This window comes from Ramlibacter lithotrophicus, assembly GCF_012184415.1.
Classification (GTDB): domain Bacteria; phylum Pseudomonadota; class Gammaproteobacteria; order Burkholderiales; family Burkholderiaceae_C; genus Ramlibacter; species Ramlibacter lithotrophicus.
In genome coordinates this window covers 613372-636646 of the sequence record NZ_VTOX01000002.1, presented here as the reverse complement: position 1 = coordinate 636646, position 23275 = coordinate 613372, and the positions used below count along the sequence as shown (strand labels likewise).

20 protein-coding genes and 1 other RNA gene are annotated in these 23275 nt (G+C 67.8%); 13 read left to right on the top strand and 8 right to left on the bottom strand.

Features of this window, described 5'->3' with window-relative positions:
• Positions 1-25: 25 nt before the first annotated feature.
• The 5 genes from rpsA to gyrA form a co-directional block, all read right to left on the bottom strand.
• A complete protein-coding gene (rpsA, locus tag RAMLITH_RS09105; protein WP_272954173.1) occupies positions 26-1738 on the bottom strand; it encodes a 30S ribosomal protein S1 in 1713 nt (570 codons plus the stop codon).
• A 149-nt stretch (positions 1739-1887) separates the two neighbouring features.
• Entirely contained in the window at positions 1888-3975 is a 2088-nt protein-coding gene (locus RAMLITH_RS09100) for a bifunctional 3-phosphoshikimate 1-carboxyvinyltransferase/cytidylate kinase (protein ID WP_168107038.1), read from the bottom strand.
• A 38-nt stretch (positions 3976-4013) separates the two neighbouring features.
• Positions 4014-4886, bottom strand: coding sequence for a prephenate dehydrogenase (locus tag RAMLITH_RS09095; RefSeq protein ID WP_168107037.1), 873 nt, complete (start codon positions 4884-4886; stop codon positions 4014-4016).
• A gap of 7 nt (positions 4887-4893) precedes the next feature.
• Positions 4894-5976: a prephenate dehydratase gene (gene pheA, locus RAMLITH_RS09090; protein WP_168107036.1), complete on the bottom strand. Its 1083-nt coding sequence runs from the start codon at positions 5974-5976 to the stop codon at positions 4894-4896.
• Positions 5976-8609, bottom strand: coding sequence for a DNA gyrase subunit A (gyrA, locus tag RAMLITH_RS09085; RefSeq protein ID WP_168107035.1), 2634 nt, complete (start codon positions 8607-8609; stop codon positions 5976-5978). The genes pheA and gyrA overlap by 1 nt, the downstream gene beginning before the upstream one ends.
• A gap of 234 nt (positions 8610-8843) precedes the next feature.
• On the opposite strand from gyrA, the gene ompA reads away from it, so the two are divergent.
• The 5 genes from ompA to RAMLITH_RS09060 all read left to right on the top strand — a co-directional run bounded on the left by ompA (position 8844) and on the right by RAMLITH_RS09060 (position 12685).
• On the top strand, positions 8844-9536 hold the full coding sequence (gene ompA / locus RAMLITH_RS09080; RefSeq protein ID WP_168107034.1) for an outer membrane protein OmpA: 693 nt from the start codon (positions 8844-8846) through the stop codon (positions 9534-9536).
• A 135-nt stretch (positions 9537-9671) separates the two neighbouring features.
• A complete protein-coding gene (gene ubiG, locus RAMLITH_RS09075; RefSeq protein WP_168107033.1) occupies positions 9672-10379 on the top strand; it encodes a bifunctional 2-polyprenyl-6-hydroxyphenol methylase/3-demethylubiquinol 3-O-methyltransferase UbiG in 708 nt (235 codons plus the stop codon).
• On the top strand, positions 10379-11053 hold the full coding sequence (locus RAMLITH_RS09070; protein ID WP_168107032.1) for an HAD family hydrolase: 675 nt from the start codon (positions 10379-10381) through the stop codon (positions 11051-11053). The genes ubiG and RAMLITH_RS09070 overlap by 1 nt, the downstream gene beginning before the upstream one ends.
• A 12-nt stretch (positions 11054-11065) precedes the next feature.
• Positions 11066-11441: a transfer-messenger RNA gene (ssrA, locus tag RAMLITH_RS09065) on the top strand.
• Positions 11442-11662: 221 nt separating this feature from the next.
• Positions 11663-12685 (top strand): carbohydrate-binding domain-containing protein, encoded by a 1023-nt coding sequence (locus tag RAMLITH_RS09060; protein ID WP_168107031.1) that lies wholly within the window; start codon positions 11663-11665, stop codon positions 12683-12685.
• A 69-nt stretch (positions 12686-12754) separates the two neighbouring features.
• On the opposite strand, the gene dmeF is transcribed toward RAMLITH_RS09060, so the two are convergent.
• The gene (gene dmeF / locus RAMLITH_RS09055; protein ID WP_168107030.1) at positions 12755-13708 is read right to left on the bottom strand and encodes a CDF family Co(II)/Ni(II) efflux transporter DmeF; all 954 of its coding nucleotides are present in this window, start codon (positions 13706-13708) and stop codon (positions 12755-12757) included.
• 103 nt (positions 13709-13811) lie between these two features.
• Between dmeF and RAMLITH_RS09050 the strand changes: the two genes are divergently transcribed.
• Complete coding sequence (locus RAMLITH_RS09050; protein ID WP_168107029.1) at positions 13812-14105, top strand: hypothetical protein; 294 nt, start codon at positions 13812-13814, stop codon at positions 14103-14105.
• Between the two features lies 1 nt (position 14106).
• Here the strand turns inward: RAMLITH_RS09050 and RAMLITH_RS09045 are convergent, their stop codons facing one another.
• On the bottom strand, positions 14107-14550 hold the full coding sequence (locus RAMLITH_RS09045) for a surface-adhesin E family protein (protein WP_168107028.1): 444 nt from the start codon (positions 14548-14550) through the stop codon (positions 14107-14109).
• A gap of 52 nt (positions 14551-14602) precedes the next feature.
• On the opposite strand from RAMLITH_RS09045, the gene RAMLITH_RS09040 reads away from it, so the two are divergent.
• On the top strand, positions 14603-15328 hold the full coding sequence (locus RAMLITH_RS09040; protein ID WP_168107027.1) for a 16S rRNA pseudouridine(516) synthase: 726 nt from the start codon (positions 14603-14605) through the stop codon (positions 15326-15328).
• Here the strand turns inward: RAMLITH_RS09040 and RAMLITH_RS09035 are convergent, their stop codons facing one another.
• On the bottom strand, positions 15329-16099 hold the full coding sequence (locus tag RAMLITH_RS09035; protein WP_168107026.1) for an alpha/beta fold hydrolase: 771 nt from the start codon (positions 16097-16099) through the stop codon (positions 15329-15331). It lies immediately after the preceding gene.
• A 52-nt stretch (positions 16100-16151) separates the two neighbouring features.
• Here RAMLITH_RS09035 and RAMLITH_RS09030 point away from each other — a divergent pair, with 52 nt between their 5' ends.
• The 6 genes from RAMLITH_RS09030 (at position 16152) to RAMLITH_RS09005 (ending at position 23273) form a co-directional block, all read left to right on the top strand.
• Positions 16152-16976, top strand: coding sequence for a competence/damage-inducible protein A (locus RAMLITH_RS09030; RefSeq protein WP_168107025.1), 825 nt, complete (start codon positions 16152-16154; stop codon positions 16974-16976).
• 202 nt (positions 16977-17178) lie between these two features.
• A complete protein-coding gene (gene glnA / locus RAMLITH_RS09025) occupies positions 17179-18600 on the top strand; it encodes a type I glutamate--ammonia ligase (RefSeq protein ID WP_168107024.1) in 1422 nt (473 codons plus the stop codon).
• A gap of 169 nt (positions 18601-18769) precedes the next feature.
• Positions 18770-19264 (top strand): hypothetical protein, encoded by a 495-nt coding sequence (locus RAMLITH_RS09020; RefSeq protein ID WP_168107023.1) that lies wholly within the window; start codon positions 18770-18772, stop codon positions 19262-19264.
• Between the two features lie 43 nt (positions 19265-19307).
• Positions 19308-20342 (top strand): nitrogen regulation protein NR(II), encoded by a 1035-nt coding sequence (gene glnL, locus RAMLITH_RS09015; RefSeq protein ID WP_238344119.1) that lies wholly within the window; start codon positions 19308-19310, stop codon positions 20340-20342.
• Between the two features lie 23 nt (positions 20343-20365).
• Positions 20366-21844, top strand: coding sequence for a nitrogen regulation protein NR(I) (gene ntrC, locus RAMLITH_RS09010; protein WP_168107021.1), 1479 nt, complete (start codon positions 20366-20368; stop codon positions 21842-21844).
• Positions 21845-22268: 424 nt separating this feature from the next.
• Positions 22269-23273 carry an ABC transporter substrate-binding protein gene (locus tag RAMLITH_RS09005; RefSeq protein ID WP_168107020.1) on the top strand — a complete coding sequence of 335 codons (1005 nt, stop codon included), beginning with the start codon at positions 22269-22271 and terminating at the stop codon, positions 23271-23273.
• Positions 23274-23275 lie beyond the last annotated feature (2 nt).

Here is a 23275-nt window from a genome sequence, read left to right as displayed (position 1 = left end):
GCGATGGCCCGGGACGTCATGCCGCTTACTGCTTGTCGGCGTTGTCCAGCTTGGCGCGCAGCAGCGCGCCCAGGCTGGTGGTGCCGGCCTGCTCGCGCGAGGACTGCTGCTGCAGGTTCTGCATCGCGCCCTGCTCGTCGAGCATGTCCTTCTGCTTCACGGACAGCTGGATGTTGCGGGTCTTGCGGTCGATGTTGACCACCACCGCATTGACCTCGTCGCCTTCCTTCAGCACGTTGCGGGCGTCTTCCACGCGGTCGCGGGAGATCTCGCTGGCGCGCAGGTAGCCGACGATGTCCTGGCCCAGGTCGATCTCGGCGCCACGCGGGTCCACCGTCTTGACCTTGCCCGACACGGCCGAGCCGCGGTCGTGGATCGACACGAACGTCGTGAACGGATCCTGGTCCAGCTGCTTGATGCCCAGGCTGATGCGCTCGCGGTCGACGTCGACGGCCAGCACGACGGCCTCGACTTCCTGGCCCTTCTTGTAGTTGCGCACGGCCGCTTCGCCCGGCTCGTTCCAGGACAGGTCGGACAGGTGCACCAGGCCGTCGATGCCGGCGGCCAGGCCGACGAACACGCCGAAGTCGGTGATCGACTTGATCGGGCCCTTGACGCGGTCGCCGCGCTTGGTGTTCTGCGCGAATTCCTGCCACGGGTTCGGCTTGCACTGCTTCATGCCCAGGCTGATGCGGCGCTTGTCCTCGTCGATCTCCAGGACCATGACCTCGACCTCGTCACCCAGCGAGACGATCTTGCTGGGGGCGACGTTCTTGTTGGTCCAGTCCATCTCGGACACGTGCACCAGGCCTTCGATGCCGGGCTCGAGCTCGACGAACGCGCCGTAGTCGGCGATGTTCGTGACCTTGCCGAACATCCGGGTGCCGGTCGGGTAGCGGCGGGAGACGCCCATCCAGGGATCGTCGCCCATCTGCTTGAGGCCCAGCGACACGCGGTTCTTCTCGGTGTCGAACTTGAGGATCTTGGCCGTGATCTCCTGGCCGGCCTGCACCACCTCGGACGGGTGGCGCACGCGGCGCCAGGCCATGTCGGTGATGTGCAGCAGGCCGTCGATGCCGCCGAGGTCCACGAACGCGCCGTACTCGGTGATGTTCTTGACGACGCCGCGGACGATGGAGCCTTCCTTCAGGGTTTCCATCAGCTTGGCGCGCTCTTCGCCCATCGACGCCTCGACCACGGCGCGGCGGCTCAGCACCACGTTGTTGCGCTTGCGATCGAGCTTGATGACCTTGAATTCCAGGGTCTTGTTCTCGTACGGCGTCAGGTCCTTGATCGGACGCGTGTCGATCAGCGAGCCGGGCAGGAAGGCGCGGATGCCGTTGACCAGCACCGTCAGGCCGCCCTTGACCTTGCCGCTGGTCGTGCCGGTGACGAACTCGCCGGACTCGAGGGCCTTTTCCAGGGCCATCCACGAGGCGAGGCGCTTGGCCTTGTCGCGCGACAGGATGGTGTCGCCGTAACCGTTCTCGATGGCGTCGATCGCCACCGACACGAAGTCGCCGACCTGGACTTCGATTTCGCCCTTGTCGTTCTTGAACTCGTCGATCGGCACATAGGCCTCGGACTTGAGGCCCGCGTTGACCACGACGAAGTTGTGCTCGATCCGCACGACTTCGGCGGTAATCACCTCGCCGGCGCGCATTTCGGCGCGCTGCAGCGATTCTTCAAACAGGTCGGCAAAAGATTCAGACATTCGGTTTCCTTGCGCGTCGCACAGGTTTCCAGCCGCCAATGCAATATCGCGAGCGGCTGTTTCTAGGACTGGGACGGCGGTTTGCTTGCGGCTTGCGCCGCGGTTGAAGTTGACGATCCACACTGCCGGGGCGCTGGCGCGCGAGGGGGGCGGTGTGGGCCCGGTGGGCGAGGCTACTGCTGCCCGCCCGCAGCCGCCCGGCCGGAGCCGAAGGGCTGTCGCTCGTCCCACCACCGAAGCACCTGGGCCACCGATTGTTCGATCGTCTGGCTCGAGTTATCCAGCAGGAGGGCGTCTTCGGCCGGCTTCAGCGGCGCCACGGCGCGAGAGGAGTCCCTCGCGTCGCGCGCCTCGAGGTCCGCGCGAAGAACGTCGATTGTAGCCGGAATTCCCTTTGAAATCAATTGCTTATGACGGCGTTCGGCACGCTGGGCGGCGCTGGCCGTGAGGTACACCTTCAGCGGCGCGTCGGGGAAGATCACGGTGCCCATGTCGCGGCCGTCCGCCACCAGGCCAGGCAGCCGCCGGAAACCCTGCTGCAGGGCGACGAGCGCGGTGCGGACCGCGGGCAGGGCGGAGACGCGGGAGGCGTCCATGCCGGCCTGTTCGGTGCGGATGGCCTCGCTGACGTCCTCCCCGTCCAGGAACACCTGCGTGCCGTCGAAGCGAATGGCCAGCGCCTGCGCCAGTTTCGCGACGGCGTGTTCGTGGGCGACGTCCAGCTCCAGCCCCGCCCGGCGGGCGGCAAAGGCGGTAATGCGGTACAGCGCCCCGGAATCGAGGTAGTGGTAGCCCAGTCGCTGCGCCACCTGGGAGGCCAGCGTCCCCTTGCCGGAGGCGGTGGGCCCGTCGATGCAGATCACCGGAATGTGGGGCGTGTCGGCACGCACCGCCGAGAACAACGCTTCGAAGTAGTCCGGGAATGTCTTGGCGACGCACGCCGGGTCCTCGATCCGCACGGCGACGCCGTCGTGGTTGAAGGCGGCCAGGGCGAAGCACATCGCCACCCGGTGGTCGTCGTAGGTATGGATGCTCGCCGCCCGCCAGCCCCGCGGCGGCGCGATGGTGATGAAGTCGGCGCCTTCGTGCACCGTGGCGCCGAGCTTGCGCAGCTCGACCGCCATCGCCGCGAGCCGGTCGGTTTCCTTCACCCGCCAGCTCGCGATGTTGCGCAGCGTGCTGGGGCCGTCGGCGTACAGCGCGAGCACCGCGAGGGTCATCGCGGCGTCCGGGATGTGGTTGCAGTCCAGGTCGATCGCGCGCAAGGGCCAGGCGCCGCGCGCCACCTCGACCCAGTTGGGACCGCCGCGCACGACGGCGCCCATCATGCGGACGGCGTCCACGAACCGGATGTCGCCCTGGATCGAGTCCTCGCCGACGCCGGCCACGCGCACCGTGCGGCCATCGCCGGCCGCGATCGCGCCCAGCGCCATGAAGTAGCTGGCCGAGGACGCGTCCGCCTCCACGTGCACCTCCCCGGGCGACTGGTAGCGGCTGCCCGCCGGGATGGTGAAGCGCTGCCAGCCCTCCCGCCGAACCGCGATGCCGAAGCGCTGCAGGAGGTTCAGCGTGATCTCGATGTAGGGCTTGGAGATGAGCTCGCCGACCACGTCGATCCGAATATCACGAGCGGCGACGAGGGGCAGGGCCATCAGCAGCGCCGTGAGAAACTGGCTGGAGACGTCGCCGCGCACCTGGATGGGCGCATCGAGCTTGAGCTGGGGCCGGCCAATACGCAGCGGCGGAAATCCCTCGTTGCCGAGGTATTCGATGTCGCAACCCAGCTGGCGCAAGGCATCGACCAGGTCGCCGATCGGCCGCTCATGCATGCGGGCGACGCCGCTGAGCTCGTAATCGCCGCCCAGCACCGCCAACGCGGCAGTGAGCGGCCGCATCGCGGTGCCGGCATTGCCGAGGAAGAGCCGCTTGGGAGTTGCTCCCTCCGCCTCTGGGGGACGGCTGGGGTGGGGGCTCAGTGTTCCCGCGTGCCCCCCTCCCAGCCTCCCCCCAGCGGGGGGAGGAGCAAAACCAGTCACCTCGAGGGCCGCGCCCTGGTGCACGACTCGGCAGCCCAGCGCCCGCAGCGCATCCAGCATCACGCGGGTGTCGTCGGAGTCGAGCAGATCGAGGATGCGGGTGGTGCCGCCGCTCAGCGCGGCCAGCAGCAGGACCCGGTTGGAGATGCTCTTGGAGCCCGGAAGCTGCACGACCCCGCCGGCGCTGTCCAGCGGCGGGATGTCCAGGAATGGAATGGCGTACATGGGCGGTTACTTCGGCTGCCGGCGGCGACGGCCGCCCGTCACTTGCGGCCCGGCCCCATCCGCCAGTTGGCGCGCGTCTGGCTGGCCTTGTCGATGACCTCTTCGAGGCCGTCGCCGTTGCCAGTCTCGATCATCAGCTCCATCGCCTGCAGCGAACGCCGGAAGGCGCTGCACTGCTCCAGCAGCTCCTGCTTGTTGGCCAGGAGGATGTCGCGCCACATCTTGGCGTCGCTGGCGGCGATCCGGGTGAAGTCGCGAAAACCGGGTCCTGCCAGCGACAGGAACTCCTTGCCGTGCGGCTGCGAACTGATGGACTGCATCAGGGCGAACGCGATCAGGTGCGGCATGTGGCTGACGGCGGCGAAAGCGGCGTCGTGCGCCTCCGGCGTCATCTGCTGCACGTGGCTGCCCAGCGCTTCCCAGAGGTGGACCGCCCGCTGGACCTTTTCGGCGTCGGTGCGCTCGGTGGGGGTCAGGATCACCTGCTTGCCGTGGTAGAGGTCGGCGTCGGCGTGGTCGACGCCCGAGACTTCCTTGCCGGCGACCGGATGGCAGGCGACGAACGAGGAGGCATGCTCGCGCAGCACGCGGCGCGCCGCGTCCACGACGTCGCGCTTGGTCGAGCCCACGTCCATGATCAGCATCTTGTGCGTGACCAGGTGCCGGATCGCCTTGAGCGTCGCCTCGGTCGCCGCGACCGGCACCGCCAGCAGCACGACGTCGGCCCCGGAGACGGCGAGCAGGGCCGACGGCGCCTCCACGTCGATGACGCCCATCTGGCGCGCCCGCTCCGTCGTGGACGGGGACTTGCTGTAGCCGACGACCCGCTTGACAAGCCCCGCACGCTTCATGGCAAGCGCGAACGACCCACCCATCAGGCCGCATCCGATCAGGCCAAGTTGTTCGAACATGGGTCTCTCAGTCCGCCACGGGATAGGTGCCGAGCACCTTGTAGAACGCGCAAAGCGAGCGCAGATCGGCCAGCGCCGCGGCCACGTGCGGCTGCGACGGGTGGCCTTCCACGTCGATGAAGAAGTAGTACTCCCACTGGCCCGAGCGGGCCGGCCGGGATTCGAACCGCGTCATGGACACGCCGTGCTGCTTGAGCGGCACCAGGATGTCGTGCACGGCGCCGGGGCGGTTCGGCACCGAGACGACCAGGCTCACGCAGTCGCGGCCCGACGCCTGCGGCGCCTCCAGGACCTGCGGCAGGCAGATGACGGCGAATCGCGTGCGGTTGAACGGATCGTCCTGGATTGCATGCGCCGCGATGTGCAGGCCGAACGCGCTGCCGGCGCGCTCGCTGGCGATGGCGGCCCAGTCCGGATGCTCGCCCGCCAGCCGGGCGCCTTCGGCGTTGCTCGCCACGGCCCGGCGTTCGGCGTCGGGCAGATGCTTGTTGAGCCAGTTCTGGCATTGCGCCAGCGCCTGCGGGTGCGCCAGGACGGCCTCGACGCCGTCGATCGTGGCGGCGCGGCGCAGCAGGTGATGCCGCACCAGGAGGCTGGTCTCGCCGATGATGTGCAAGGGCGACTGCAGCAGCAGGTCGAGCGACCGCGTCACCACGCCTTCGCTGTTGTTCTCGACCGGCACCACGCCGAAATCCGCCGTGCCGGCCGTGGCGGCCTGGAACACCTCGTCCAGGCTGACGCACGGCACGTGCTCGATGCTGGAGCCGAAAAACTGCACCGCCGCCTGCTCGCTGAACGTGCCCGCGGGGCCCAGGTAGGCGACGCGCTGCGGCGCCTCCAGGGCGCGGCAGGCCGACATGATCTCGCGCCAGATGGTGGCGACGTTCTGGCCCTTCAGCGGCCCCGGGTTGGCCTGCTGCAGTCCGTTGATCACCTGCGCTTCGCGCTCCGGGCGGAACACGGTCGAGCCCTCGGCCCGCTTGATGTCGCCGACCTCGTTGGCGAGCGTCGCCCGCTGGTTCAGCAGCTTGAGCAGTTCGCGATCGACCGTGTCGATCTCGACCCGCAACTGGCTCAGGTCACGCGCCATCAGTCACCGTCCTCGGGCGTCGCTTCGGCCGGGTCGCCCTCGGCGGGGTTGGCGTCGTTCTCGACGATCCGCTGCAGGCCGCTCAGCTTGGAGCCCTGGTCCAGGCCGATCAGCGTCACGCCCTGGGTGGCGCGGCCGAGCTCGCGGATCTCGCTGACCCGGGTGCGCACCAGCACGCCGCGGTCGGTGATCAGCATGATTTCGTCGTCGTGGTGCACCAGCGTGGCCGCGACCACCTTGCCGTTGCGCTCGCTCTGCTGGATGGCGATCATGCCCTTGGTGCCGCGGCCGTGGCGCGTGTACTCGGTGATCGGCGTGCGCTTGCCGTAGCCGTTCTCGGTGGCCGTGAGCACGCTCTGCTGCTCGTCCTCGGCGACCAGCATGGCGATCACGCCCTGGCCTTCCTCGAGCGTCATGCCGCGCACGCCGCGGGTGTTGCGCCCGGTCGGCCGCACGTCGTTCTCGTCGAAGCGCACCGCCTTGCCGCCGTCGGAGAACAGCATGACGTCGTGCTTGCCGTCGGTGAGCGCGGCGCCGATCAGGTAGTCGCCCTCGTCGAGGTCGACGGCGATGATGCCGAGCTTGCGCGGGTTGCTGAACTCGTCGAGCGTGGTCTTCTTCACCGTGCCCATGGACGTCGCCATGAACACGTAGTGGTCGGCCGGGAAGCTGCGGAACTCGCCGGTGAGCGGCAGCACCACGTTGATCTTCTCGCCTTCCTGCAGCGGGAACATGTTGACGATCGGCCGGCCGCGCGAGCCGCGCGAGCCCGACGGGACTTCCCATACCTTGAGCCAGTACAGCCGGCCGCGGTTGGAGAAGCACAGGATCCAGTCATGGGTGTTGGCGATGAAGAGCTGGTCGATCCAGTCGTCTTCGCGGGTGGCCGTCGCCTGCTTGCCGCGGCCGCCGCGCTTTTGGGCCCGGTACTCCGACAGCGGCTGGCTCTTGATGTAGCCGGTATGCGAGAGCGTGACCACCATGTCGGTGGGCGAGATCAGGTCCTCGGTCGCGAGGTCCTGCGCATTGAGCTCGACCACGCTGCGGCGGGCGCCGAGCTTCGTCTGGCCGAACTCGTTCTTGAGGGCCGTGAGTTCGTCGCTGATGATGGTGGAAACGCGCGCCGGCCTGGCCAGAATGTCCAGCAGGTCCTCGATCTCCGCCATCACTTCCTTGTATTCGGCGACGATCTTGTCCTGCTCCAGGCCGGTCAGGCGCTGCAGGCGCATCTGCAGGATTTCCTGGGCCTGGGTGTCGGAGAGGCGGTACAGGCCGCCTGCGCCCATGCCGTACTCGCGTTCCAGGCCCTCGGGCCGGTAGTCGTCGGCGTTCACCACGCCGCCGTCCTCCCGGGTGCGGGTGAGCATCTCGCGCACCAGCTGGCTGTCCCACGAACGGCTCATCAGCTCCGTCTTGGCAACCGGCGGTGTCGGCGACTCGCGGATGATGCGGATGAATTCGTCGATGTTGGCCAGCGCCACGGCCAGGCCCTCGAGCACGTGGCCGCGCTCGCGCGCCTTGCGCAGGTTGAACACCGTACGCCGGGTGACGACCTCGCGGCGGTGCTGCAGGAAGACCTGGATCAGGTCCTTGAGCGTGCACAACCTGGGCTGGCCGTCGATCAGGGCCACCATGTTGATGCCGAATGTGTCCTGCAGCTGGGTCTGCTTGTAGAGGTTGTTCAGGACGACCTCGGGCACCTCGCCGCGCTTGAGCTCGATGACCAGGCGCATGCCGGACTTGTCGCTCTCGTCCTGGATGTGGCTGATGCCTTCGAGCTTCTTCTCGTTGACCAGCTCGGCCATCCGCTCCTGCAGCGTCTTCTTGTTGACCTGGTAGGGCAGCTCGTCGACGATGATGGCCTGGCGCTGGCCGCGGTCGATGTCCTCGAAATGGCACTTCGCCCGCATGACCACCTTGCCCCGGCCGGTGCGATAGCCTTCCTTGACGCCGTTGATCCCGTAGATGATGCCGGCGGTGGGGAAGTCCGGCGCCGGCACGATCTCCATCAGCTCGTCGATCGTGGCCTCGGGGTTGCGCAGCAGGTGCAGGCAGGCGTCTACCACCTCGTTGAGGTTGTGCGGCGGGATGTTGGTGGCCATGCCCACCGCGATGCCGCCGGAGCCGTTCACGAGCAGGTTCGGCAGCCGGCTCGGCAACACCAGGGGCTCTTTCTCGCTGCCGTCGTAATTGGGCCCGAAATCGACTGTTTCCTTGTCGATGTCGGCGATCATCTCGTGGGCGATCTTGGCCAGCCGGATTTCGGTGTACCGCATCGCCGCGGCGTTGTCGCCGTCCACCGAGCCGAAGTTGCCCTGCCCGTCGACCAGCATGTGGCGCATCGAGAAGTCCTGCGCCAGCCGCACGATGGTGTCGTACACCGACTGGTCGCCGTGCGGGTGGTACTTGCCGATGACGTCGCCGACGATACGGGCCGACTTCTTGTACGGCCGGTTCCAGTCGTTGTTCAACTCGTGCATCGCATACAGCACGCGCCGGTGCACCGGCTTCAGACCGTCCCTCGCATCGGGGAGCGCCCGCCCGACGATCACGCTCATCGCGTAGTCGAGGTAACTGCGCCGCATCTCCTCCTCGAGGCTGATGGGCAGGGTTTCTTTGGCGAATTGCGTCATGGAGGAAGGGGCTGCGCGCGGCGCGAAGCCTTTGATTTTACGTCCCCGTCAGGCTTGTCGCGGGCCAGCAACACAAGAGGGCGGATGAGGTTTTGTCCTACGTGGGGCTGGACACCCGCCGGTTGATTGTGTAAACGTGTGTGGCACAATAAGTTTGACGCTTTTGGTGATGGTCACCTTAAACGTAGTTTTGACGCAGCGCGGCTGCGGCTTTTTCCCCCCAAGAGGAGAACCATGAAGAAACTGAACAAAGTGGCGCTGCTGTTTGCCGCGGCCGCGCTGGCGACGGCCGCGGGTGCGCAGACCCGTGTGACCGCCGCTGACGGTGGCAATCGCGTCGACAACTGGGTCAATGGCTCGGGCGAACTGGTGTGGAAGAACGGCACGAATCAGCTCTGCTGGCGTGATGCCAACTGGACGCCGGCCACCGCCGCCAAGGGTTGCGACGGCGCGCTGACCCCGCCGCCCCCGCCCGCTCCCGCTCCGGCCGCCGCGCCTGCCGCCCGTCCGGCCCCGCCGCCGCCTGCCGCCGCCCCGCGTCCCGCGCCGGCTCCGCAGCCGCCGGCCGCCACCAAGGTGACCTACGCCGCCGACGCCTTCTTCGACTTCGACAAGTCGGTGCTGAAGCCCGAAGGCAAGGCCAAGCTCGACGACCTCGTCGGCAAGGTCAAGGGCATCAACCTGGAAGTGATCATCGCCGTCGGCCACACCGACTCGATCGGCACCGATGCCTACAACCAGAAGCTGTCGGTGCGCCGTGCCGAAGCCGTGAAGGCCTACCTCGTGTCCAAGGGCATCGAGAAGAACCGCGTGTACACCGAAGGCAAGGGCGAGAAGCAGCCGGTCGCTGATAACCGCACTGCCGAAGGCCGCGCCAAGAACCGCCGCGTGGAAATCGAGGTGGTCGGCACCCGCGCCAACCGTTGATCCCCACCCGGATCGCAAGAAGCCGCCTTCGGGCGGCTTTTTTTGTGTTGCATCAGGGGGCAGGGGGATGGGGGGCAGCCACGGCATCCCCCTGAGAAATCCCTCCATCCCACCCGAATCGCCGAAAATACCCGCATGACCGAAACCGTCAACGCCGATCCCGCCGAACTGGCCAAGTTTTCCGATCTCGCCCACCGCTGGTGGGATCCGGACAGCGAGTTCCGGCCCCTGCACCAGATCAATCCGCTGCGCCTGGACTGGATCAACTCCCACCTGCCCCTGGACGGCAAGCGCGTGCTGGATATCGGCTGCGGCGGCGGCATCCTGTCGGATTCGATGGCGCGCAAGGGCGCGGAAGTGCTCGGCATCGACCTGTCGGCCAAGGCGCTGAAGGTCGCCCAACTGCACGCGCTCGAAGCCGGCACGACGAACGTGCAGTACCGCGAGGTGAGCGCCGAGGCACTGGCCGCCGAGCAGCCGGGCAGCTTCGACGTGGTCACCTGCATGGAGATGCTGGAGCACGTGCCCGATCCGGCGTCCATCGTCCGGTCCTGCGCGGCCTTGGCCAAGCCCGGCGGCTGGGTGTTCTTTTCCACCATCAACCGCAATCCGAAGGCCTTCCTCTTCGCCATCGTCGGCGCCGAGTACGTGCTCAACCTGCTGCCCCGCGGCACGCACGAATACCTGAAGTTCGTGCGCCCGAGCGAGCTGGCCGGCTACTGCCGCGGCGCCGGGCTCGACCTGGTGCACACCCGGGGCATGGAATACAACCCGCTCACCCGGCGCTACTGGCTGTCCGGCGACACCAGCGTCAATTACCTCCTGGCGACCCGGAAGGCCTGATGTTCTCCAACGTCCGTGCGGTGCTGTTCGACCTCGACGGCACCTTGATCGACAGCGCTCCCGACCTGGCCGCGGCGGCGGACCGAATGCGCATCGAACGCGGCCTGCCGTCGCTGCCGTTCGAGCAATACCGCCCGATGGCGGGCGCCGGCGCTCGCGGACTGCTGGGCGTCGCCTTCGGCATCACGCCCCAGGATCCAGGCTACGAGGAACTGCGCGAGGAATTCTTCGTCAACTACGAGTCCTGCATGACCCAGCGCACCTTCGCGTTCGAGGGTGTGCCGGAGCTGATCGGTCAACTGCTGGACCGGGGACTCGCCTGGGGCGTGGTGACGAACAAGTCGATGCGCTTCGCCGGCCCGCTGACCCGTGCCATCAAGCTCTTCGAGACGGCTTCCGCCGTGGTCGGTGGAGATAGCACGCCGCATCCCAAGCCGCACCCGGCCCCCCTGCTGGAGGCGGCACGCGTGATGGGCATGGATCCCGGCCACTGCATCTATGTGGGCGACGACGAGCGGGACGTGGTGGCCGGCAACGCTGCCGGAATGGGGACGGTGGCCGCGACCTACGGCTACCTCGGCGGCAACGCCGACTGCATGCTGTGGGGCGCTCATGCCCATGTCGCCGACCCGCTCGATTTGCTCGGCCTCTTGAACTTTCCGGCAAGGGCCTAAACTAACGGTCCTGGGGCTGCACTGGTTTCGACGTGGGTTCGGACGCGTGGCAGGGCATGTCGAGCTGAATGTGCTCGTAAAACAGATTCAAACAAACTAACTGCAAACGACGAACGTTTCGCACTCGCCGCTTAATTGCCGGTGAGCTTCGCAACAGCAGGCCTATGGGCTGGGCAAGGGTCTCTTCGGAGGTCCAGGCTGCGAAGATAACTTCATAGGCTGGTCTGGTGCCGGGTCACTTGGCATTGGACGAGACAATAGGTGACTGGCGTCCTGGAGAGCGTGCCGCTGCGCGCTCCAGGAGGCGAGACCCAAGCAGACGGCTACACATGTAGAACTGTACGAAGAAGGCTTGCGGACGCGGGTTCAATTCCCGCCAGCTCCACCATATCCCCAAGGGCCCGGACGATCTCCGGGCCCTTTGTCCGAGCAGCCTCGCGGCCCCGCCTCCAATTCGGCGAATGCTGGCCCGTGCCTGGCGAGCTCGACCGCTCCCGGGGCCACCGATAGTCCGAATGCGCTATGGCTGGGTCTGGGGCCCCTGGATAGAGTGCCTTTCATCCTTGGCTCGACTCCGCGTCGCGGGGTCCCATTCACGAAAGGCGACACATGGCTGAATTCACCGGTACCAGCGGCAACGACACCTTCCAGAACCTCGGCGGCGGGGGCAGCCTCGTGCTGGTGGTGGCGGCCAGTTCCGCGGGTGGCGTCTGGCCCAGCGTGAACATCCTGGTCAACGGCGCCGTGGTCCAGTCCAACATCTCGGTCACGGCCGACAACGCGGCTGGCGCGACCCAGACCATCACGGTTCCGGTTCCGTCGAGCGCGACCAGCGTCGCGATCAACTACACGAACGATTCGCAGGAAAGCTGGGAAACCGGCGACCGCAACGTCTACATCAAGAGCATCGCGCTGAACGGCGTGGCCCTGTCGCCCACCAGCGCCACCTACGCCCGCACCCAGAACGGCGCCTACTTCGACACGGTGCAGGGCCAGGCCGACATGGTCTGGGGTGGCACGCTGACCTTCTCGGGTGCCACGGTGGCGAGCGCGGCCGCCTCCGGCGGCGCCGGCACCAACGACACGTTCAACGGCCTGGCCGGCCTCGACACCGTGGCGTATTCGGGCGCTCGCGCCGAGTACGGCATCGCCATGGGCTCCGGCGGCAGCTTCACCGTGAGCCATGGCGCGGAGGTGGACACGACCGTGAACGTCGAGCGCCTGCAGTTCAGCAACATGAAGCACGCGCTGGACATGAACGCCGGCTCCGGCACCGTGGCCAAGCTGATCGCGACGCTGTGGGGGCAGGACTATCTCAGCGTCAGGGAATTCGTCGGCGTCGGCATCAACCTCGCCGACCAGGGCCGCACGGGGTTGCAACTGGCTGAACTCGCCGTCAACACCAACGAGTTCGCGCAGCGCGCCGGCTCCTTCTCGAACGCCGACTTCGTGAACACGGTCAAGTCGAACCTGGGTTATACCGGTGACACCAGCGGCTTCCTCGCCGACCTCAACGCCGGCACCATGAGCAAGGCGCAACTGGCAGTGATGGCGTCCGATTACATGGCAAGCAACATGGGGACCTATGTTGCGCTGATGGGTGTCATGCAGAACGGCATCGACTACGTGTAAGCGGTTCGACGGTTTCCATCCAGGATGGCCCAGCCTTCGCGCTGGGCTTTCTTTCGTCCGGACGGGGCGCTACGACGCGGCGGGCAGCGCGCCGGCCGCCAAGTGGATCTCGATCGTCGAATGCACGATCTCCTCGTGCTGCGCCAGCCGGCGCCGCACCTCGCCGGGCGTGAGCGCGGGGTCGTCGCTGACCACCGTCAAGGCGCACGAATAGACCTGCCGGCCCACCCGCCACACGTGCAGGTCGGTGATGCGGACGCTGCCGCCGGGGCCCGCTTCCACGGCGGCCCGGATCTCGTCGACCACCGGGTGGTCCATCTCGCGATCGAGCAGCACCTTGGCCGTCTCGACGATCAGCCCCCTGGCCCACAGCGCCACCACGATCGCCCCGACGATGCCGATCGCCGGGTCCAGCCATGACCATCCGTACAGCCAGCCGCCGCCCAGGGCCACGATGGCCAGCACCGAAGTCGCGGCGTCCGTGATCACGTGCACGTAGGCCGACTTCAGGTTCAGGTCGTGATGGTGCCCGTGCCCGTGCTCATGGTCGTGCCCGTGATCGTGATGGTGCGCCCGGCCCAGGATCGCGGCGCACGCGATGTTCACGGCCAGGCCCAGGCAGGCGACGGCCAGGGCTTCGCGATACTGGATCGGCTGCGGCGCGAGCAAGCGCTCGACGGACCCGGCGACCATCATGGCGGCCACGCCGAGCAGGCAGACCGCGCTGGCGAAACCCCCCAGGATCTCGATCTTCCAGGTTCCGAACGCGAAGCGCGGATCGCTCGCGTAACGCCGGGCCGTCGCATACGCGAGGACGCTGAGGCCGATCGCCACCGCGTGCGAGCCCATGTGCCACCCGTCGGCGGTGAGCGCCATCGAGTTGAACCACCAACCGGCCACGATTTCGAGCACCATGGTCGCGGCCGTGATCCACAGCACCAGTCGCGTGCCGCGTTCGGCGGCCGCGCTCCCCTGGTCGAACACGTGGTCGTGCGCCAGGTCGGAGCGGTCTTCGGTTTGCATGCGGTTCGGGTGGCGGGCAGGCGAAAGACGTGATCGTACCCGGCGTTGCCGCCGCGGCAGGCCGCGCCGGCGCGCTACGATGGCGCGGTCTCACGGAGGTTCCATGCGCACTGTCCTCGCCCTCATCCTGGTCGCCGCCGTCGGCGGCTGTGCCGTCGTGCCGCCGGCGGCGTGGGACTTCGACCCGGCCCGGCCGGCGCCGGCCGCGGCGCTCGCGCCGCAGCAGGTTGCGCCCATGACGCAGCGGGTGGCGCAGTTGGAGACCGAGCGCACCGCCATCCGCAACCGGATCGCCGCCGCGCGCGATGTGCGGCAGCGGCTGGCCCTCTACGAGCAGTTGCACCGGGTGGGCAGGGAACTCTCGCCGCTGGAGCGGCAGCTCGCGGGCCGCCGGTAGCTCACGATGCCGGCTGCGCCGTCGCGCAGCTGGCGCGCAGGAGCGCCTGGCGCTCGCGGGCGGAAATGCTGTCCAGCAGCGTCGCCGGCATGCCCGAGACGCTGCCGCTGCTGTTGGTGCCCACGCGCTCTCCTTGCCCCTGCGGGAGCCGGTAGAACGCCGCGCTGGTCAGGCTGATGACCTGCCGCTGGCAGTCGAACCGGGCATTCCCCACGAACGAGCGGTAGCGGAACCCGTCCTCGTGCGCCTGCGGCGCCGCGTAGCTCACGCGGATCACCGCCTCGCCGCCGCGCCGGGGTGGGCCCAGCGTTTCCAGGTCGACTTCGACCAGCGGACCGGCTGTCGCTTCCCTGGGCCCGCCGACGGCGAACCATTGCGCTGGCCAGCACGGCGCCGCGGCCAGCAGTGCTGCCGCCATTCCGGCCCGCGTCGTCTGAATCTTCATGGCGCCCCTGGCAGTCCTGAGCAAATCGCGTGCCCGCGCGATACTTCGACCCATGCAATTGCAGGAAGTGCTCTTCACGCAGGGTTTTGGCACGCGGCGGATCTGCGCCGGACTGGTCCAGCAGGGCCATGTCCGGGTGGCCGGCGCGCTCGTCACGGACGCGGCCGCCGAATTTCCGGTCGCGGGGCTCGTCTTCTCGGTCGACGGCGTCGACTGGCCGTATCAGGAACGGGTGTACCTCATGCTGCACAAGCCGGCCGGAACCGAGTGCTCGAGCAAGCCGTCCGCCTATCCCAGCATCTACACGCTGCTGCCGGCGCCGCTGCGCCAGCGGCCGCAGAAGGGCGGCGCCGTCGGCGTGCAGGCGGTGGGGCGGCTGGACCAGGATACGACCGGGCTGCTGCTGCTGACGGATGACGGCCAGTTCATCCACCGCATGAATTCGCCGCGGCGGCACGTGCCGAAGGTGTACGAAGTGGCCACGAAGCACCCGGTCGACGCGCCCCAGGTGGGGAAACTGCTCGCCGGCGTCGTGCTCGACGACGACCCGCGTCCGGTGCGTGCCGCCGCCTGCGAGAGCACGGGCGATCGGCAACTGCGGCTCACGCTCACCGAAGGCAAGTACCACCAGGTCAAGCGGATGGTGGCCGCTGTCGGCAACCGCGTGGAGGGGCTGCACCGCTCGCGCATCGGCAGGCTGGAGCTGCCGGCCGACCTGGCGCCGGGCCAGTGGCGCTGGCTCACTCCCGCCGACCTGGCGGCACTGCAACCGGCCTGATCAAGGCAGCCCGGCCAGGAAATCCGCCACCGCGCGCTTCGTCCGTTCCGGCTGGTCGCGGTGCGGCGAATGCCCGCACTGCGCGAGCACCTGCGTGACGTAACGTCCCCGCGGCTCGATCTCGTGGATCTGGCGCAGCGTGCCGTAGGGGTCGTCCTCCCCCTGGATTGCCAATAGCGGCGCTTCGATGCCGCGGCATTCGGCCCGGATGTCGAAGTCGCGGAAGGCGGGGCTCAGCCAGATGTCGTTCCACTGCCAGAAGGCGCCATCCACGTCGGCGTGATAGCGCCGCAGCCGGTCGCGCAGGCCATTGGCTTCGAAGGCGCCGCGCGCCGCCTCGATCGACGACACCGAGCAGTCCTCCACGATGACGTGCGGCGCCATCACCACGCAGGCGGTCACGGGGAAGCGGCTGGCGTGGAGGAGGGCGATGGTGCCGCCGTCGGAGTGGCCGAGGAGGACGGGCGCCTCGACCTGCAGGGCCGCCAGCAATGCCGGCAGCACCTCGAACGCCTCGCGATGCATGTAGTCCGGCCCCAGGCGCCCGCGGCCCCGCACGTCCGGGACCGGGTCGGACCGCCCGTAGCCGCGCCTGGAGTAGACGATGCCCGGGCGCGCGGCCGCGGCGCATACCTGTGCCGGCCAATCGCGCCACATCGCGACCGATCCCAGGCCCTCGTGCAGAAAGACGATCGGGACCCGCCGTCCGCCGTCCGGCCCGGGCACCCGCTGAACTTCGATTCCAACGCCATTCACCCGTATCTTGTCCATCCGGCGATGGTACGGGAGCCCCGGAACGTCCCGGTCTCGGTAGGATTGGCGGATGACGCCACCACCCCTTCCGCCCGAACCGCGCGCCTTCGGCCTCGTGATCGTCGGCGACGAGATCCTGTCCGGCAAGCGTGCCGACAAGCACATGCCCAAGGCGATCGAACTGCTCGCGGCCCGCGGCCTGCAGCTGGCGTGGGCCGAGTATGTAGGCGACGCGCCGGAGCGCATCACGGCCACGCTGCAGCGGGCCTTCGCGTCGGGCGATGTGGTGTTCTCGTGCGGCGGCATCGGGGCGACCCCGGACGACCACACGCGGCAATGCGCCGGGCGTGCGCTCGGCGTTCCGATCGAGCTGCATCCGCAGGCGGAGGCGCTGATCCGCGAGCGGATGCAGGACGTGGCGCGGGAGCAGGGCGTTGCGTACGAGCCGGACCGCCCGGACAACGTCCACCGCCTGAACATGGGCGTCTTCCCGCGCGGCGCCCGCCTGATCCCGAACCCCTACAACAAGATCCCCGGCTTCAGCGTGGGCCACGTCCACTTCGTGCCGGGTTTTCCGGTGATGGCGTGGCCGATGATGGAATGGGTGCTGGACCAGCAATACCGCCAGCTGTTCCACCGCCAGCCGTACGCCGAGAAGTCGGTGATCGTCCACGGCTCCATGGAGGCGACCCTCACGCCGTTGATGGAAGCCGTGGAGCGCGACCACCCGGGGGTCAAGGTGTTCAGCCTGCCCAGCGTCGACCATCCCGAGTATGGGCGCCACATCGACCTCGGGGTCAAGGGCGACCCCGCGATCATCGATCCGGCCTACCGGCAGCTGGTGACGGGGCTGCGGGCGCTGGGCGTCCGCCTGGGCCCCGAATTGGTGCGTTAAGTCCGTCGCACCGATGAGGTGCGCCATCGGTGCACCAGATTGGACGTGCGACGCAGTGAAAAGTGTCACATCCCGGTCTCGACATGCCCCGAAGATGGGAGACAATCGCCCACCTCGGCGGCGGCGCCATGCACCAGCTGTGGCACAGAACGTGCATCCCCGGTCCCCGTCCAGACATTTTGACCCCCTCAGGAGAATCCAGATGGCAGCAGCCAAGACCGTCGCCGACGTCATGAAGATGGTGAAGGAAAACGAAGTCAAGTTCGTCGACTTCCGCTTCACCGACACCCGCGGCAAGGAGCAACACGTCACCGTGCCGGTTTCGCATTTCGACGAGGACAAGTTCTCGGCGGGCCACGCCTTCGACGGCTCGTCCATGGCCGGCTGGAAGGGCATCGAGGCGTCCGACATGTTGCTGATGCCGGACCCGAACACGGCCAACATCGACCCGTTCTTCGAAGAGACCACGCTGTTCCTGTCCTGCGACGTGCTGGAGCCCGGCGACGGCAAGGCCTATGACCGCGACCCGCGCTCGATCGCCAAGCGGGCCGAGGCCTACCTGAAGGCTTCCGGCCTGGGCGACACCGCGTTCTTCGGTCCCGAGCCCGAGTTCTTTATCTTCGACGACGTGCGCTGGAACGCCGACGCCTCCGGCTGCTTCGTGGAGATCGACGAATACGAGGCGCCCTGGAACAGCGGCAAGAAGATCGACGGCGGCAACAAGGGGCACCGGCCGACGATGAAGGGCGGCTACTTCCCGGTGCCGCCGGTCGACAGCACACAGGACATGCGGGCCGAAATGTCGCTGATCCTCGAGTCCCTGGGGATCCCCGTCGAAGTGTTCCACCACGAGGTGGGCGGCGCCGGCCAGAACGAAATCGGCACCCGGTTCAGCACCCTGGTCCAGCGCGCCGACTGGACCATGATGATGAAGTACGTGATCCAGAACGTCGCCAATGCCTACGGGAAGACGGCAACCTTCATGCCCAAGCCGGTCGTCGGCGACAACGGCTCCGGGATGCACGTGCACCAGTCGGTCTGGAAGGACGGCAAGAACCTGTTCGCCGGCGACGGCTATGCGGGCCTGTCGGACTTCGCGCTGTACTACATCGGCGGCATCATCAAGCACGCCCGCGCACTGAACGCCATCACGAACCCCGGCACCAACAGCTACAAGCGCCTGGTGCCCGGCTTCGAGGCGCCGGTCAAGCTGGCGTACTCCGCCCGCAACCGCTCGGCGTCGGTGCGCATTCCGTACGTCGCCAATCCGAAGGGCCGCCGGATCGAAGTGCGCTTCCCGGACCCGACCTGCAACCCCTACCTCGGTTTCGCCGCCATGCTGATGGCCGGCCTGGACGGCGTGGAGAACAAGATCCATCCGGGCGAAGCCGCCACCAAGGACCTGTACCACCTGCCGCCGGAAGAGGACGCGAAGATCCCGACCGTGTGCCACAGCCTGGACCAGGCGCTGGACTACCTGGACCGCGAGCGCAGCTTCCTGACCAAGGGCGGCGTGTTCACCGACACCATGATCGACGCGTACATCGAACTGAAGATGCAGGAAGTCACGCGCTTCCGCATGACGACGCACCCGATCGAGTTCGACATGTATTACTCGCTCTGATGCGCGAAGGCCCCTCCGGCTCGTCCGGCGGGGCCGCCGGATGGTGTGAAAAAAGGACGGCTGGCGCCGTCCTTTTCTTTGTGGATCAACGGGTTAGTTGGTTTTCTTGAAGAGTTGCGCGATACTGCAAGGCCATCCTGCGCCGGCCCGGCGCGAGGAGCCCTGCCCGATGAAGTACCGCTTCCTGATTGCGCTCGCCATTGCCGCCCCCGCGCTGTCCGGCACCGCCCAGACCCGCATCTGGCGGTGCGGCAACACCTACACCAACAACCAGGCCGAAGCCCAGGCCAAGGGTTGCAAGCCGATGGAGGGCGGCAACATCACCGTCGTCGAAGGCACGAAGGTGAACGGCGGCACGCCCACGACGCGCATCGCCACGGCGCCGCAGACGACGGCGAGCCAGCGCATCGACGGCGACGCCCAGCGCGCGCGCGACGCCGAAGCACGCACGATCCTGGAATCCGAGTTGAAGAAGGCCGAGGCGCGCCGCGCGGAGCTGCTCAAGGAATACAACAACGGCGAGCCCGAGAAGCTGGGGCCGGAGACGCGCAACTACCAGAAGTACCTGGACCGGGTGGCCGAGCTGAAGTCCAACATCGCGCGCAGCGAGAACGACATCGCCGGCATCAAGCGGGAGCTGGCGCGCCTGCCCGCGCCAAAATGAGGGCTTGAACCCGCCGGCCGTCCCGCTCGCCCGCTTCCAGTCGCTGGACCTGCTCGCCACGCTCGTGGCCGTGGTCGGCGGCAACGGCGCCGTGCTGTTCGCCAATTCCGCGCTGGAGGACGCCCTGGGCAGTTCGCGGCGCGCCATCCTCGGCTCCGATTTCAGCCGCTCGTTCACCGAACCGCAGCTGCTGCGCCATGCCCTCGGCGGGGCGCGCAGCAACGAATTTGCCGCGCTGCGCTACGACGCGCGCCTGGTGCGGCCGGCGCCGGCCGAACCGCTCCCGGTTCATGTGGTGGTGGCGCAGACCGACCGTCCCGGCGAATTCGTGGTCGAACTGCTGCCGCTGGAGGCCCAGGCCAGGCAGGACCGCGAGGAGCGGCTGCTGGACCAGGCGCAGGCCAACAAGGAGCTGATCCGCAACCTCGCGCACGAGATCAAGAATCCGCTGGGCGGCATCCGCGGCGCGGCGCAATTGCTGGAGATGGAGGTCGATTCGCGCGACCTCAAGGAATACACGCGCGTGATCATCCACGAGGCGGACCGGCTGCAGACGCTGGTGGACCGGCTGCTGGCGCCGCACCGCAAGCCCCACGTGGTGGGCGACGTCAACATCCACGAGGTCTGCGAGCGGGTGCGCTCGCTGGTGCTGGCCGAGTTTCCCAAGGGGCTGGAGGTCGTGCGCGACTACGACACGTCGATCCCCGAGTTCCGCGGCGACCGCGAGCAGCTGATCCAGGCCGTGCTCAACATCGCCCACAACGCGTGCCAGGCACTGGCCGAGCGCATCGCCGCCGGCGACGGGCAACTGGTGTTTCGCACCCGGGTTGCGCGGCAAGTGACCTTCGGCAAGCAGCGCTACCGGTTGGCACTGGAATTGCATGTGATCGACAACGGGCCGGGTGTTCCCGACGCGATCCGCGACCGGATCTTCTTCCCGCTGGTCTCCGGGCGCGAAGACGGATCCGGGCTCGGACTGACGCTGGCACAGACCTTCGTGCAGCAGCATCATGGCCTCATCGAGTGCGACAGCGTGCCGGGGCGGACGGATTTCAGGATCCTGATTCCGCTGCCCTGAGCACGACACATGGAGAACCTGGCATGAAGCCGATCTGGATCGTTGACGATGACCAATCCATCCGCTTCGTGCTGGAAAAGGCGCTCCTGCGGGAGGACCTGCCCACCCGCAGCTTCACCAGCGCGCGCGAAGTGCTGCAGGCGCTGGACGGCGAGACCGCGGACGACGGGCCGCAGATCCTGGTGAGCGACATCCGCATGCCGGGCGGCTCCGGTCTGGACCTGCTGACGAAGGTGCGCGAGAAGCATCCCGGCCTGCCGGTGATCATCATGACCGCCTATTCCGACCTGGACAGCGCGGTGTCGGCGTTCCAGGGCGGCGCCTTCGAATACCTGCCCAAGCCGTTCGACGTGCCGAAGGCGGTGGAGCTGATCCGCCGCGCGGTGCAGGAGAGCCAGCGCGAGCAGGTGGCCGAGGAGCGCATGGCGGCCGCGCCCGAAATGCTGGGCCAGTCGCCGGCGATGCAGGACGTGTTCCGCGGGATCGGCCGGCTGTCGCAGAGCAACGTCACCGTGCTGATCACCGGCGAGTCCGGCACAGGGAAGGAACTGGTCGCGCGGGCGCTGCACAAGCACTCGCCGCGGGCCGCCGGTCCCTTCGTCGCGATCAACACGGCGGCGATCCCGAAGGACCTGCTGGAGAGCGAGCTGTTCGGCCACGAGCGCGGCGCCTTCACCGGCGCCCAGGCCATGCGGCGCGGGCGCTTCGAGCAGGCCGAAGGCGGCACGCTGTTCCTCGACGAGATCGGCGACATGCCGTTCGACCTGCAGACGCGATTGCTGCGCGTGCTGTCCGACGGCCACTTCTACCGGGTCGGCGGACACCAGGCGGTGAAGGCGAACGTGCGCGTGATCGCCGCCACCCACCAGGACCTGGAGCAGCGGGTGAAGGACGGCGCCTTCCGCGAGGACCTGTTCCACCGGCTGAACGTGATCCGGCTGCGCCTGCCGGCGCTGCGCGAGCGCGCCGACGACATCCCGGTGCTGGCGCGGCATTTCCTGCAGGCCAGCGCCCATCAGCTCGGGGTGGAGCCAAAACGCATCTCGGAAGCGGCACTGGCGCGGCTGTCGGCCTTCGGCTTCCCCGGCAACGTGCGGCAGCTGGAGAACATCTGCCACTGGCTCACCGTGATGGCGCCGGCCCAACTGATCGAGCCGAAGGACCTGCCGCCGGAAGTCGCTGCGGCCACGCCGGGCGAGGCGGCCCTTGCTGGCACGCCCGCGCCGGAAGCGCACCCGCTGCAGGCGCCGGCGATCGCCCGTCCCCTCGCGGCGGCGAACGGTGGGGTTGCGAGCTGGGAAGCCGGCCTCGAGGCCGAGGCCATGGACCTGCTCATGCGCGGCCAGGCCGACGTGTGGGACCAGCTGACGCGCCGCTTCGAGTCGCGCCTGATCCTCACGGCGCTGCACAACACGCGCGGCCGACGCATCGAGGCGGCGCAGAAACTGGGCATCGGCCGCAACACCATCACGCGCAAGATCCAGGAACTCGGCCTGGAGTAGGCACTTTGAAAACGCTGCGCGTTTTCAAAGTGGTTTGATCGGATGGGAGAGGCCGGCGGAGCCGGACCTCCCTCATGAGGTGGTCGCCTTGCGCGTTGCTCCAGTCGACCGGCAGTGATTCACTTCGAAAACGCTGCGCGTTTTCAAAGTGGTGGTGGATCGGATGAGAGAGGCCGGCGGAGCCGGACCTCCCTCATGAGGTGGTCGCCTTGCGCGTTGCTCCAGTCGACCGGCGCGCCTGCGGCGTGAGACATCGATCAACGCCTCGGCGGCCTCCCTGAACCGTCAGTGTCTGCACGCGCGTCAGGGAAAGCCCCGAGCCCGGCGGCGCCGGGGCGCCTTGAACAACGTATACGTTGTCGTCTACGATGCCTGCGGACCGTGCCAGCCGGCCGGTCCGGCAGATCGACAAAGGAGACAGACGATGAAACGGCGTTCTTTCCCGGTGCTGCTCGCGTTCCTGGCCGCCTCGCTGTTCGCGGCGCTGCCGGCGCGAGGCGAGCCGAACGAAATCCGCATCGCCAAGCAGTACGGGCTGGGCTACCTGCAATTGATCGTGATGGAGGACCAGAAGCTGGTCGAGAAGCACGCCAAGGCGCAGGGCCTCGGCGACGTCAAGGTCAACTGGGCGACCTTCCGTTCCAGCGACGTCATGAACGACGCGCTGCTCTCGGGCAGCGTCGACTTCGTCTGCCTGGGCCCCACAGGCATCGCGACCATCTGGGCCAAGACCGGCGGCCAGGTCAAGGGCGTCTCGGGCCTGAACTTCATCCCGCTGCAGCTCAACACCCGCAGCGACCACATCAAGGGCATCCGCGACTTCACCGAGAAGGACAAGATCGCGCTGCCCGCCGTGAAGGTTTCGCTGCAGGCGACGCTGCTGCAGATGTGGGCCGCCAAGGAGTTCGGCGAAGCCGAGAAGGCGAAGCTCGATCCCTTGACGGTGTCGATGACGCACAGCGACGGCATGGTCGCCTTCATGTCGGGCGCGGGCGAGATCAACAACCACTTCACCTCGCCGCCCTTCATCCAGAAGGAGATGGCCAAGCCGGGCGTGCGCAAGGTGATCACGTCGACCGAGATCCTCGGGGGGCCGATCTCGTTCAACGTCATCGCCGCCCACTCCAAGTTCCAGCAGGGCAACCCCAAGGCCTACGCGGCCTTCCTGGGCGCGCTGCAGGAGGCCACCGAGTTCATCAACAAGAACCAGCGGACGGCCGCCGAGACCTACCTGCGCATGACCAAGGACAAGATGCCGCTGGAGGAGCTGCTGGCGATCATGAACGCGCCTGGCATCGAGTTCGCTTTGACGCCCAAGAACACCGTGCCGCTGGCCGAGTTCATGTACAAGACCGGCAGCCTGAAGGTCAAGCCGGCGAACTGGAAGGACATGTTCTTCCCGAACGCCCACTCCATGGCGGGCAGCTGACG